Origin of the sequence: Croceicoccus sp. YJ47, assembly GCF_016745095.1 — a bacterium.
Lineage (GTDB): Bacteria > Pseudomonadota > Alphaproteobacteria > Sphingomonadales > Sphingomonadaceae > Croceicoccus.
Window position 1 is genome coordinate 2,172,676 of the sequence record NZ_CP067087.1, and the last position, 13,333, is coordinate 2,186,008.

The 13,333-nt window shown below is 65.2% G+C and carries 9 protein-coding genes and 1 pseudogene; 3 read left to right on the forward strand and 7 right to left on the reverse strand.

The window, feature by feature from the left end; translation table 11 throughout:
* Positions 1-70 precede the first annotated feature (70 nt).
* Together JD971_RS10670 and JD971_RS16620 are read right to left on the reverse strand one after the other, a co-directional pair.
* On the reverse strand, positions 71-1,912 hold the full coding sequence (locus JD971_RS10670; RefSeq protein ID WP_236672052.1) for a TonB-dependent receptor domain-containing protein: 1,842 nt from the start codon (positions 1,910-1,912) through the stop codon (positions 71-73).
* A complete protein-coding gene (locus tag JD971_RS16620; protein ID WP_236672053.1) occupies positions 1,909-2,754 on the reverse strand; it encodes a TonB-dependent receptor plug domain-containing protein in 846 nt (281 codons plus the stop codon). Before JD971_RS16620 ends, JD971_RS10670 begins: the two co-directional genes overlap by 4 nt.
* 347 nt (positions 2,755-3,101) lie before the next feature.
* Here JD971_RS16620 and JD971_RS10675 point away from each other — a divergent pair, with 347 nt between their 5' ends.
* Positions 3,102-4,670 (forward strand): BCCT family transporter, encoded by a 1,569-nt coding sequence (locus tag JD971_RS10675; protein WP_202083271.1) that lies wholly within the window; start codon positions 3,102-3,104, stop codon positions 4,668-4,670.
* 86 nt (positions 4,671-4,756) lie between these two features.
* Here the strand turns inward: JD971_RS10675 and JD971_RS10680 are convergent, their stop codons facing one another.
* From JD971_RS10680 to JD971_RS10700, 5 genes and pseudogenes are all read right to left on the reverse strand, one after another.
* Positions 4,757-5,815, reverse strand: coding sequence for a glutathione synthase (locus JD971_RS10680; protein ID WP_236672054.1), 1,059 nt, complete (start codon positions 5,813-5,815; stop codon positions 4,757-4,759).
* A complete protein-coding gene (locus JD971_RS10685; RefSeq protein ID WP_202083272.1) occupies positions 5,812-7,017 on the reverse strand; it encodes a tyrosine/phenylalanine carboxypeptidase domain-containing protein in 1,206 nt (401 codons plus the stop codon). The genes JD971_RS10680 and JD971_RS10685 overlap by 4 nt, the downstream gene beginning before the upstream one ends.
* Entirely contained in the window at positions 7,014-7,856 is an 843-nt protein-coding gene (locus tag JD971_RS10690) for an N-formylglutamate amidohydrolase (protein WP_202083274.1), read from the reverse strand. Before JD971_RS10690 ends, JD971_RS10685 begins: the two co-directional genes overlap by 4 nt.
* A gap of 99 nt (positions 7,857-7,955) precedes the next feature.
* Complete coding sequence (locus JD971_RS10695) at positions 7,956-9,338, reverse strand: amidohydrolase family protein (protein ID WP_202083276.1); 1,383 nt, start codon at positions 9,336-9,338, stop codon at positions 7,956-7,958.
* A pseudogene (locus JD971_RS10700) lies at positions 9,335-10,704 on the reverse strand (amidohydrolase). Before JD971_RS10700 ends, JD971_RS10695 begins: the two are co-directional and overlap by 4 nt.
* A gap of 218 nt (positions 10,705-10,922) precedes the next feature.
* Between JD971_RS10700 and JD971_RS10705 the strand changes: the two are divergent.
* The gene (locus JD971_RS10705; RefSeq protein WP_202083278.1) at positions 10,923-11,570 is read left to right on the forward strand and encodes a hypothetical protein; all 648 of its coding nucleotides are present in this window, start codon (positions 10,923-10,925) and stop codon (positions 11,568-11,570) included.
* Positions 11,507-13,321 (forward strand): bifunctional diguanylate cyclase/phosphodiesterase, encoded by a 1,815-nt coding sequence (locus JD971_RS10710; RefSeq protein WP_202083281.1) that lies wholly within the window; start codon positions 11,507-11,509, stop codon positions 13,319-13,321. The genes JD971_RS10705 and JD971_RS10710 overlap by 64 nt, the downstream gene beginning before the upstream one ends.
* Positions 13,322-13,333 lie beyond the last annotated feature (12 nt).

A 13,333-nucleotide genomic window follows, 5' to 3' on the forward strand; every position in this document is an offset into this window, starting at 1 on the left:
CAAATGCAAAGCGGCGGGGCAAGCCCGAAGCCGCCCCGCCGCCCATGCGCCTGTCAAGGCCGCGTCATCCTCAGTAATCGAAGGACACGCGCAGGCCGACCGTCAACGGCCGGTTCGTCGTGATCCGGGCGCGATCGTAGTAGAAATTGCCCGCGATTTCGGCCCGCGTATCGGTCAGGTTCTCACCGAACAATTCCGCCGACCACGTTCCGTTGGTCACGCCCGCCGTCGCCCCGAACGTCGTATAGCTGTCGAGTTCCAGCCGGTTGATCAGGATGATGTCGGTGTATTTCGACGCCGAGTAGCGCATCTGCGGCATGACATGGGCGGTCAGCTCGCTGCTCAGATCCCATTCGTAACGGGCGCGCAGATTGCCCTGGAAACCGGGGGCGTAGGCCAGCGGTTCGCCTGTCTGCACGTCGTCGGTCGGGGTGAGCACCTCGGTAATCTCGGTATCGAGGAAGGAGAACGCCCCCGCCACGGTCAGCCCCGGCACCGCATAGGGCGCATAGGTCAGATCGCCCTCGACACCCCAGATGTCCGCGTTCGCCGCATTGTCGGAGAAGAACAGATTGGTGATGCTGGGGTCGAAGATCGTCGTCTGCAACCGGCTGATGTCGACGTAGAAGGCGCTGCCGTTGAAGCGCAGCTCGCGGTTGAGCAGCTCCATCTTCCAGCCGATCTCGTAATTCTGCACCTCGTCGGTGTCGAGCTCGAACGGCACGGTGAAGCCGTTCGGACCCTGCGCGCCGCCGGGCCGGTTGAGCAGGCCGGGACGGAACCCTTCGGAATAGGTGGCGTAGAACAGCAGATCCTCGGTCGGGGTGTAGGTCAGCGTGCCCTTGAAGATCGTGCCCTTCGCGCGCGCTTCGTCCGGCGCGGAAAGGGCGTTGAACACCTGCTGCGCCTGCGTCGCCGAAAGCCCGGCGTTCATGATGTCCTCGACGCTGTCGCCGGCATTGAACGTCTGCCGCAGGTTTTCGCTGCAGCTGCCGATGAAGGTATATTGCCCGTCGCCGTCGTAAAGGTCGGACAGGTTGGTGCCGAACGCGTTTTCATCCGTCCCGCTGCTGTTGCAGAAGGACGAATTGGCCGTGCCCGCGAACCCGACCGACACGTCATAGTAGCGCGCGCCGCCGGTGATGGTGAGAACATCGGGAATGATGTCGAACGACGCCTCGCCGAACAGGCCGAACTGTTCGTCCGTGCGCTTCACATCGTTGCGGAAGATCACGCCATAGGGGAACGGGCCTGCGTCCGACTGATACGCGCCGGGGAAGGGGAAATTGTCCGGGAACGACCCGCCGAACAGGTCGATCATCTCGCTGCCGGGATAGGTGTAGTCGTTGCGTTCCTTCAGCGTGAGATCGGAATAGAACACGCCCGCCGTCCCGCGCAGGCGGTTTTCCTGCGGCGTGCTGACGCGGAATTCCTGCGTGAAGGTTTTGGCCGAGGTGTCGGACGTGACATACAGGTTCGGCGCCTGGCACGTGCCGGACGGCGCGTTGGCACCGGGGTAGGACACCGAACCGTCGCAGATGTAATAGGGCAGATATTGCCCCGCGAACAGGTAATCGGTGTAATCGATGCGCTGCGCGGTTTCGCGGTCGGTGTAGGCACCGGTGTAGACGATGTCGAGCATGGCGAGCCGTCCCTCGACCGTCCATGCGGTGTTGGAGAAATCGTCCTCCAGCCGGTCATCCTCGAACCGCTGAATCTCCAGATCGTCGAGGTCGAGTTCGGGATCGGCAAAGAACACGCCGTCCGATTCCACGCTCTGCCGCGTATGCGCGACGGTCAGGCGCCAGTCGGGCGTGAATTCGTAAAGCGCGCTGGCCCGGAAACCGGCATATTGCGTGTCGTTGAAGTTTTCCTCGACCAGCCCGTCATTGTTGGCGTCGATGAAATTCACGCCCGACAGGTCGGCACCGGCCTGGAAACCGCCGCGCTGCGGGCTGACGGGGACGCCATTGTCGCGCGGGGTGCCGCGGCGCGGAAACGGGCGCTGTCGCGGGCCGAACGCGTGCCCGCGACATTGTCGATATAGCCGCCCTGATCGTCGAGATAGACGACGCCGCGCAATGCGAGCCGGTCGGTGACCGGCACGTTGAGCATGGCCTCCGCCTTGTAGCTGGTTTCGCCGCCCTTGGTGAAGGAGGTTTCCGCGCTGAACCCTGCGTCAAAGCCGGACAGGCGCGGCTTGTTGGTGATGAGCCGGACGACGCCCGCCTGCGAGCTTGCGCCGAACAGGGTGCCCTGCGGCCCGGACAACACCTCGATCCGTTCGAGATCGGCGGCATACACGTCGAGATTGCGGCCCGGCTGCGAAAGCGGCTGCTCATCGAGATACATCGCCACGTTGGGCGCGAGGCCCGCGACGCCCGCGGTGGTGAGGTTCGGCGTGGTGGAGGCAAGGCCGCGAATGTAGATCGTGCTCTGCCCCGGTCCGCTGCCGCCCGCGGTCACGTTGGGAAGCTGCGCCAGGTAATCGTCGAAGGTCGCGACGCCCAGGTTTTGCAGCTCTTCCTGACCGATGGCGTTCACCGATACGGCGACGTCCTGCAGGCTTTCGGTCTGCTTCGTCGCGGTCACGATGATCTCGGTCACGCCGCCCTGACGAGCGGGCTTCGGCTTTGCCTTGGACGCGGGTACGGGCGGATTGGGTGTCGGCGTGGTCACGTCCTGCGCGATGGCCGGCACCGCGAGCACAATCGCCATCGCACCAGCGGACACGCGGCTGCTCAGCTTGAACATATTTTCTTCCCCGTTTTTGCGGTCTGCGGCGCGAATGGCCACAGCGTTCAGACTTGATCGCGAGGGACGAGGCGCAGCATTGCGCAGGTGGTCCGCACTCGCGATGGGGGTCGGCTACGGAAGGTTCCGGGCGATGGCCACCCGTTGCAACATAACATTTGCCATGTTTTTGATCGTTGTTGCAAAATCGACACACACCGCCTATCCGCGGCGTCACACCGAACATCCGCACACCTAAAAGCGCGTGAATTCACGCAATGCGGCTTACGAACCATCCCTTTTTCGATAGAGGGGCGGTTCGCATCGCGCGTCCGGATCCGGACCGAACAGTTGGAAAGACAGGTTTTATGGCAGGCACAGGCGCGGCGGATACGAATCCCGCCACTTTCAAACCAACGGTGTTCTTCGGTGCGATCGCGGCCATTTCCGCACTGATCGCGGCGGCGGTGCTCGATCCCGACGATGCGGCGGACCGGTTCAACGCGGTGCAGGCATGGGCGACGACCAATTTCGGCTGGCTGCTCGTGCTCACCGTGAACGTGATGCTGATTACCTGCGGCTATCTCGCGTTCACGCGGCGCGGCAATGTCCGGCTTGGCGGGGTGAAGGCAAAGCCGCAATATTCGCTGCCCAGCTGGTTCGCCATGCTGTTCAGCGCGGGCATGGGCATCGGCCTCCTGTTCTACGGCGTTGCCGAACCCGTGCTCCATTTCTCCGCCCCGCCCTTGAGCGCGTTTTCCGACCCCGATGCGGCGCTGGTCCGCGGGCTGGCCGGCAATGCGCAGCATGCGATGGGCCTGACCTTCCTGCACTGGGGCCTGCATGCGTGGGGCATTTATGCCATCATCGGCCTGTCGCTCGCCTATATCTGCTACAATCGCGAATTGACGCTCAGCATCGGCTCGTTCCTGAAGGAAGCGTTTCCGCGCATGCCGACCTTCCTCGTCGATCTGATCGACGTGCTGGCCATCACGGCGACGGTGTGCGGCGTTGCCGCCTCGCTCGGTTTCGGGGCGTCGCAGATCAACGCAGGGCTCGCCCTGCTCACCGGCCTTCCGGAAACGGGGCTGGTGAAGGCGATCCTGATCGCGGTCATCACCGCGCTTGCCACGATTTCGGTCGCGATGGGCCTCGACAAGGGGATCCGCATCCTGTCGGAGGTGAACATGGCGCTGGCCGTCGGGCTGGCGCTGTTCGTGCTGATCGCGGGGCCGACGGTATTCCTGCTCGACGGGTTCGTGCAGAACATCGGCTATTACCTGCAACAATTCGTCTATCTCTCGACCTGGACCGAAACCTATACCGCCGGCGAATGGCAGGGCAGCTGGACGATCTTCTACTACGCCTGGTGGATCAGCTGGTCGCCGTTCGTCGGCATCTTCATCGCGCGCATTTCCTATGGCCGCACGATCCGCGAATTCATTCTCGGCGTGCTGCTGGTGCCGACGCTGTTCACCTTTGCGTGGATGACGATTTTCGGCGACAGCGCGCTTTACATCGAGCTGTTCGGTGCCGGCGGATTGTCGGAGGCGGTCGCGGCCAGCATGCCCGACGCATTGTTCGCCTTCCTCAGCCATTATCCGCTGTCCGATCTCGCATCGGGGCTCGCCATCGTGATCGTCGCGACGTTCTTCGTGACCTCGGCCGATTCAGGCGCGCTGGTGACGGCGATGATCGCATCGGGCGGGCATCAGGAGGCCGGGTTTACCCCGCGCGTGACATGGGCGGTGGCGATCGGCGTGCTGGCCGGTGCCCTGTTGTGGAGCGGCGGGATGGGCGCGTTGCAGACCGCCGCCATCGTGACCGGGCTGCCCTTCGCGCTGGTGCTGCTGGCGATGACCTATGGCCTGCTCAGGATGCTGGCCGAGCGGCGCGTGTTCGACACCGGGCGAAAGCTCGACGACGACGACGATTGATCGCGTCGCATCGTTCGCGCCTATAAAAAAGGGCCCTCGCCACGGTGGCGGGGGCCCTTTTTGCATGGACGCGGGTCTTGCGAGGGTCAGAGCACGGCAAGCTCGCGATTGGAAAGCGTGCCGCCATATTGCTTCTGCAGCCGGACCTTGCGCTCCAGATCGTCGAGGATCGCGCCGGAGAAATTCACCTCGCTCATATCCTCGATGAAGTTCAGCCCGCCCGGCGTGTCGACATTGATCTCCATCATCTTGTCGCCGGCGATGTCGAGGCCGGTCAGATACATGCCATCGTCGATGAGTTTGGGCCCGACGATCTCCGCGATGCGCAGCGCGGCATCGGGCGGGGTCACCATTTCCACCCCGCCGCCGGCCGAAATGTTGGAGCGGTGATCCTCCGTCTGGCTGAAGCGGTGGAGGCAGGCGTAGGTGTCGTCCACCTTCAAGGGCCGCCCGTTCAGCGTAATCATGCGCAGGTCGCCCTCGCTCGCAGCGGGGAGATATTCCTGCACGATGGCGTAGCCGTCGCGGATCACCGCCTCGACGATCTGGTTGAGGTTCTGGCGATTTTCCTCGTTGATGATGAAGACGCCCTGGCCGCCCGAACCTTGCAGCGGCTTGATCACGCCCTTGTTGTCATGCGCGTCGAGGAAGCGCGCGATTTCCGACGGTTCGCGGGTGATGGTGGTTTCGGGGCGGATTTCCTCGGGAAAATTCTGAAAATAGGTCTTGTTGACCGCGTCGGTCAGATGTTTCGGGTCGTTCAATACGATGGTGTTGTTGAGCGAGGCGAGCTGCGCGAACAGCAGGCTGGACGATGGTGCCCAGTCGCGCTTGCCCATTTCGACCGCCGGATCGCCGCGCAGCATGAGGATGTCCCAGTCTTTGAGCACGATGCGCCGCCGGTCGGGTTCGCCGCCGTGCAGATAGGCGAGATATTCCTTGTCGGTATCGAATTGCGCGTTCTTGCTCACATGCGCCATCGCGCAGATGCCGTCGGCCCAGTCGTAGATGAAATTGCCCAGCCCGACGAAGGCGACCTGATGGCCGCGCGCGATCGCTTTGCGGGCGAGGCGGATGGTGGTGTAATTGTCCTGCTCGGTCATCAGATCGTTGACGACAAAGGCGATGCGAATGGTCTCGCTCATGTTTCGGGTCTTTCCTGGTAGAGGGATTCCAGCGACAGGTTTCGCACCCGCGCCAGTCGTTCGATTGCGGGGGGATCGGTCACATAGGTCGGCAGGATCGCGGGACGGCGCACGATCCCTTCGTCCAGCAGATGTTCGAGGGTGGGCAATTGCTTCAACGCGAACTTGCCGAGGAACAGGATCTCGAAATCGCCGCCGTGGCGAAGATGGGCCAGCAATTCGGCCAGGCCTTTCAGATAAAGCGCATCCTTCGTCAGCCCGCCGCCACGTTTCGCGCGCACGGCCGTGTCGAAGGCCATTTCATTGCCGATGCCGTGTTCGTCGGTCAGGCAGGCGTAGATGTTCGGGCCGCTTTCCTCCTTCACCGCCATATGGGCGGCGACCACCCGCGCGGCGAGCAGGCGCAGCCGCGCCGCGGGCAGATAGCCGGCGAGATATTCGGCAAGAACGGCGATCCCTTCCTGCAACTCGTCATAATCGGCCAGCCCGCCCGCCAGCGTGCGCAGCGGTTGCATCCGCCCGTTGTGCCGGGTCACGACATGGGTGCCGACCTCATGTTGGATGAGCGGGGCGACGCGGGCATGATGCGTGCGATAATCGAAGGCGATGTGGAAATTGCCCATCGAGGTGTAGAGCGAGGTGCCCGGCGTTTCGTCGATGATGACGCGGCATTCGAAGCTTTCGTCGGCGGCCTTGTACCGCGCGACCTCGGCCTCGGCGGCGTCGCGGACATAATCGGCATCGACGTCGGAGGTATCGCGCGGGATCACCGGCACATCGGCGAGAATGCGCGTTGCCGTGTCGAGCAATTGTTCGTCGACATGGCCAAACAGGTCGATGCTGGCCATGATGAAGCCGTCGCAATCGCGCATCCGGACAAGCTCGATCTGCCGGTCGAGTTCGCGCTGCTTTTCAAGGAGGAGCGCCTGCACGCGCGGGTTCGCGATTTCGCGCACGGGGAGGTCGAACAGCGCCTTACGAAAACCGGGCGCGTCATCGACAAGACCCTCGCCATAGGTGCTGTCGGGCATGGTGCGATAGCCGGACGACTGAAACTCCACCGCGATATCGTCGATGTTCACAGGCGTCAGCCGGGTCAGCCAGTCGATGCGCATGTCCATTTCGGCGAGCTGCTTGTCGACCTCGATCGCGGCATCGCACAATGCGGCGGCCCGTCGCTCTTTCGCCTCGCTATGCATCATCGTGCCGGGGGCATCTGGGACAGGTGACGGCGGGCGTTTTCCACCGCGGCGAGGAACCCTGCGCGCAGGTCCTGCATCGCGAGAATGTCGGCGCTCTGCCCCCATTCGTCCATGAACACCTTCTTGAACTCCAGCGTCATGATGCAGGCCGCATCGCCATATTCGGCGTGCATGGTTTCGGGGAAATTGCCGCCATCCTCCCACCGGACATTGACCGCGACATGCGGCTCCCGCCCGCGCAGGGGCGCGGCGCGGAGCGTTTGGACAAACCCGTCGAGCAGGCCGCCATACACACCCTTGTTCATCGTCGTCGCGCCGATGTCGATGTCCGGATTGTCTTTTGGACTCGCCGGTTCGCCATCCGGCCCGTCGCGCCGGTGATTATAGCTGTGCAGGTCGAGGATGAGGATGCGCCCGTGCTCGGCGATCATCGCCTCGATCCGGGCGCGGATCGCCGCGTAGAATTCGGCATGAAGGGCGAGCGAGGCGTCCTTTTCCGCCTGCGGCATGTCCGGGTTCCAGACCTTGAGACCCCAGGTGTCGTCGGGATCGGTCGTCACCGCCATGTCGGCGGAACGGTTGAGATCGAACTCGAACCGCGAACGATTGGCACGAAACAGCGTGTCGCCCGCCGACAGGAAGAAATCGGTGAGCGGGTCTTCTTCGCGCAAGCGGTCGACCTCGCCCAGTTCGAGCCAGGGTTGCAGCGATTTGCGGATGGTGTGCCCGGCGTGGATCGCGGTGATCATGACCGGGCCGGACTGCACGATCATGTCCCATGGCGCATTGTCCGGCGCATTGTGGTCCGGCGCGGGGGTGTCGGCGGTTGTATTCTGCATGGTATCCCGAACGCGGGCAGCGCGCGTTCTGTTCCAAGACAGATCGGTGGCATCGGCCCCGGCCGCACCAATGGCGACCGGGGCAGGTGCTGCTTGAGCCTAGTGGACGTAAGCCTTGGGAAGCTGGCTTTCATCGAGATCGCGATAGCGTTCGCGCAGCCGCGTCTGATGATTGTCGAGCGGTTGTTCCACCCCGTCGATGAACACGCGCACCGGGGCGGAGGAGATTTCGAGCGGATCGCCATCCCACAGCACAGCATCGCCATGCGCGCCGGGCGCGAGCACGCCGGAGCGGCCTCCCTGTCCCGAAATCTGCGCAGGGATGGAGCTAATCGCCGCAAACGCCTCGCCCCAGCTCAGCCCCGTCGCCCCGTCGAGCCGGGACAGCCCGACCAGATTGCCCGCATATTGCGGGGCGTAACGCGGCTGCTCCATGTCCATGAACGGGCCGATCGCGACGGTCACGCCGGCATCGACCATGCGGCCGATATTGCTCTGCGTGGAGGCGAGCTGCTCGAACCGTTCGGGCAGGTCGAGCAATGCCGCCGCGATCACCGGCACGCCGGCGGCGGCGATGCGTTCGGCGACCATCCACCCTTCGGCCGCGCCGACGAGCACGAGGTCGAGCGCGGCAAATTCCTCTTTCAACGCGAGCGCGGCCAGAATGTCCGCGGCCCGGTCGACCTGCACGTAGAGCGGCTGCGACCCGTTCACCACCGGGACCAGCGCGGCGGCGTCGAACCGGCTCAGCTCCACGTCGGTGCCGCGATCGGTCGCGTCGTCGGCGAGCCTGGGGTCGAGCGGGAGATCGTCGCCGGTGCGGACGTTGCCGGGGCGCAATTCGCCGCCGCGAATGCCCGAACGCGCGCCGAAATCGCGCGCCTCGCGCAAGGCATTGCGCAGTAGGGCATGCGCCGCCACCCGGCTTCCGCCCGCGAGCCTGCCGCCGGTTTCGCCGATGGCGACCATCTGAAACGCGCGGGGCCGGGTCACGACATCGCGATCGGCGCCAAGGTCGATGATCGCGCCTTGTCCTGCAAAGATCGAGCCCGAAGGATAGCCGATGACCGAGGCGCGCGTGACGCCGCCGGCGCGGCTGCTCATGATATGCTGGTTCGCCGGGTTGATCGCGACCGAGAAATCGAGCGCGGCGGAAAACGGCGAGCGCCCGGCGGAGCGGTCATTGCTTTCATCGACCGCCGCCACGTCCCACAGGCCAAGATCGGTGAGCGGGGAAAACAGGCCCGGCGTCACCCACATGCCGGTGCCGTCGATCACGCGAATATCGGCCGGGACGGGCACGTTCGGCCCGGCGGCGACGACCTGGCCCCCGCGCACGACGACGCTGGCATTGGGGATGGGGTCGCGCACTTCGCCGGTGGCGAGCGTCGCATTGGTGATGGCGAAATCCTGCGCGAGCGCCGGGGCGGCCATCGCGGCGGAGGCGACAAGCGCCAGAAGCGCGGTCTTGATCCGGCTCATTTGAAATCTCCCTCGCCGGGCTGTCCCAGCTCGAAATCGCTCACCGGACGGCGGGCGGGGTCGCGCGCATCGTACATCAGCGCGCCGTCGATCCACACCTTCTCGGGCCGGGAATAGACGGAGAGCGGGTCGCCGTTCCACAGCACGACATCGGCCATCTTGCCGCTTTGCAGGCTGCCGGTCATGGCGTCGATGCCCATCGCCTTTGCCGGGTTGAGCGTGAGCCAGCGGATCACCTCGGCATCCGAAATGTCGATGCCCATGCGGCGGCCGTCGGCCTGCGCCTTGGCGGCTTCCTGGTTCAGGCGCTGAATGCCGTTCTGATCGTCGGAATGGATGACGACGCAGGCGCCCGCGTTCTGCAACAATGCGGCGTTTTCGGGGATGCCGTCATACGCCTCCATCTTGAAGCCCCACCAATCGGCCCAGATCGCGCTGCACACGTCGTTTTCGCGCAGCAGATCGCCGATCTTGTAGCTTTCGACCGCGTGGTGAAACGCCGAAACCCTGTAACCGAACTCCTTCGCCATATCCATGACGAGGGCCATTTCGTCGGCGCGATAGCAATGGTTGTGGATGAGGATGTCGCCGTCGAGCACGCCGGCCAGCGTTTCCTTGCCCAGATCGCGGTCCTTCCGGTCGCCGCGGCATATTCCTGCGCCTCGATCCAGGTTTGCCGGTTCACCGCGAAATTGCCCATCCGGGTCGAGGGGATGCGTCCCCTGCTGCCGTAGACGCGCTTGGGATTTTCGCCGCACGCCATTTTGAGGCCATAGGGCGCGCCGGGGAATTTCATCCCCTGCACCGTGCGCGACGGCACGTTTTTCAGCGTGACCGAACGCCCGCCCATCAGGTTCGCCGAACCGGGCAGAATCTGAAGCGCGGTCACGCCCCCATTGGCCAGCGCGCGTGAAAAGCCGGGATCCTGCGGCCAGACCGAATGCTCGGCCCAGACATTGGGCGTGGTCGGCGCGGTCGCCTCGTTCCCGTCGGAATGTGCATCGACCGAGGGGGAGGGATAGTCGCCGAGGTGCGAATGGATGTCGATGATGCCCGGCGTCACGAATTTGCCGGTGCCGTCGATCCGGGTATAGCCCGCGGGCACGGCGAGGCCGGCATCGCCGACCGCGACGATCTCGCCATTTTCGAACAGGACCGTGCCGTTCTCGATCCGCCCGCCCGCGCCGTCGAACACCGTCGCCCCGACGAGTGCGGTCGGCGCGCCGGGATAGGCGCGATAGGTGGAGGCATAGGGAACCGCGTCATTCGCGGTCGCGCTGCGCGGTGTTTCGCCGCCTGTGGTGGCACAGGCGGACACGGCGCCCGCCATGGCGATCACGGCCAGCGACGCGCCGGCCCGTTTCATGGAATCGACAATCTTCATGACATGCAAGGCAATGCCCTTTCCCCCATTGTGGCGCAGCGACGCTGTTACGGCGCGCGGCGCGCAAGCAAGTCCTTTGCCGGACGGGTGCAGTGTCCCCCATGCGCCGCCACAGTCAAGCGGCGGCGGCGGGTTCTGAACAGCATGCTGCGTGTGCGGCGTTTACCAATTATAAACCTTCTTTGCCCACACTAACGGCGATGCGCGCAAAGGTTCGACCCTCGCTCCTGCCACGGGAAAGCGCGGCGCAAGGCCGGGGTGCGAACGACCGCGTGAGCCATGCGCTTGCCCGCCCGCTGCGGCTTGCATTCGGGCGTGCCGGGCCAGGCGGCGTTCTGGCGGAACCCGATTATCGCGCGCTTGGCCGGTGGGCGGGGGCGCGGGTCGCGGTTCTGCTCGCGGCGACGATCCCTGCCTTTACCGTGTTTTCCGATGAGGCCGGTCCATGGACGATGGGGGCGTGGTTCGCGATCGTCTGCGCGGTGGCGGCGGCGCTGATCCGGATGGAGCGGGGCTTTGCGCAGCAGGAGCATGCTTTGCCTGCCGCGCCGGACCGTCACCACCATTGCGGCACGATCGGCCTTGCCGGGCTGGCCTTCGCGCTGCCCATCGCGCTTTTCCCCGGCGCCGCGATGGCGGGGCCGGGCCCGCAGTTCGCGGCGATGCAGGTCCTGCTCGGCGTCTATGTCGTGGCATTGGCGATGGCGGCGCGCGCGGCGCTGGCATTCGCCGCGATCTTCGGGATCGGCGGGGCGGTCGGCCTGCTCATGGCCGGCGGGCTGGAATGGGGGCGGGCGCGGCGGCGGCGCAGCTTTGCATCGCAGGCCTTGCAGCGGCGGGGGCGGTGATCCTCGCGCGGCTTTCCGCCAGTCTGAACACGGCGCGGGCCGGCGCGCGGGAGAAGGAGGAGACGCTGTCGCTCCTGCTCCGCGAGTTCGAGCATGACCGCGCGGAATGGCTCTGGCAGGTCGATGGGACGCGGCGGATGCGCCATGTATCGCCGCGCTTCGCCCAGGCGCTCGGGATCGAGGCGCAGGCGGCCGAGGGGCTCCCGCTGATCGAGGCGATTGCGGGTGAGGGTTGGAAGACGGGCGCGCTGCCCGCGTCGCTGCGCGATCTTGCCGAACGCCTGAAACGGCGGGAGGCGTTTTCGGGCACGATCGTCCGGGTACAGGTGGACGGCGCGGCGCGATGGTGGGAATTGTCGGGCACGCCGATCTGCGACGAAGGCGGCAGGTTTGCTGGGTTCCGCGGGGTCGGGTCCGACGTCACCGAACGCACCGAAAATGCGCAGAAGGTCGCCCGGCTGGCGCGATACGATCAGCTGACCGGCCTGCCCAACCGCATGATGCTCAATGAAAGCCTGCGCCGCGCGATGACCGGCGCGGCATCGCCGCATGGCCATTGCGCGTTCCTCATCATCGACATCGACCGGTTCAAGACGGTCAATGATACGTTGGGCCATGCCATTGGCGACGGATTGCTGCTGCAGGTGGCACAGCGCCTGCGCGCGATGATGGGTGCGGGCGACATGTGCGGGCGGATGGACGGCGACGAATTCGGCATCGTCATAACCGGCGACGCCAGCGCGGCCGCGGTGCAGGCGATGGCCGCCGCCATTATCGAGCGTGTGTCGCGGCCCTATGATATCGACCGGCACGCGGTGCATATCGGCCTGCGCATAGGGTCGGCGACCTATGCGGGCAACGCGGAGACGGGCGAATTGCTGATGCGGCGGGCCGATCTCGCGCTCGAACGGGCGAAGGAGGCTGGCGGCGGGGTCCATCTCGCCTACGAGCCGGGCATGCAGGCCGAAGCGGACAAGCGCCGCGCATTGGAACATGCCCTGCATCAGGCGGTCGACAACGCGGAACTCGACCTGCAGTTTCAGCCGGTCGTCGATACGGAAAGCGAGCGCATCGTCGGGTTCGAGGCGTTGCTGCGCTGGAACAGTGCGGCGCATGGGCGGATCGCGCCCGATGTGTTCATCCCCATTGCGGAGCGCACCGGCGCGATCGTGCCGATCGGCGAATGGGTGCTCAACCGCGCCTGCGAAGAGGCGGCGAAATGGCCGGCGCATGTGCGGCTCGCGGTCAATGTTTCCCCCGAACAGCTGCTCCATGAAAATTTCACGCAAGCCTTGTCTCACGCTCTCGACAACAGCGGCCTTGCGCCTGCGCGGCTGGAGCTGGAGGTGACGGAGAGCGTGTTCCTGCGCGACGGGGCGGCGGTGCAGGCGACGTTTCGCCGGATCGAGGGGCTGGGCTGCACCATCGCGCTCGACGATTTCGGGACGGGCTACTCCTCGCTCGGCTATCTGCGCACGCATCGGTTCTCGACCATCAAGATCGATCGCAGCTTCGTGCAGGGCGCCAACAAGAACAGCGCGGAAAGCGTGGCCATATTGCGCGCCGTGGTCGCACTGGCCGATGCGCTCGACATGACGACGACGGCCGAAGGCGTCGAAAACGACAGCGAGCTTGAAAACATTCGCCGGCTCGGCTGCACCCGGATTCAGGGGTTTATTTTCGGAAGCCCGATGGATGCGCGCGAGGCCCGCGCGTTGTTCGGCCAAGGCGGCGGTGCGGGCACCCGCTGACGCCTCGCGCCG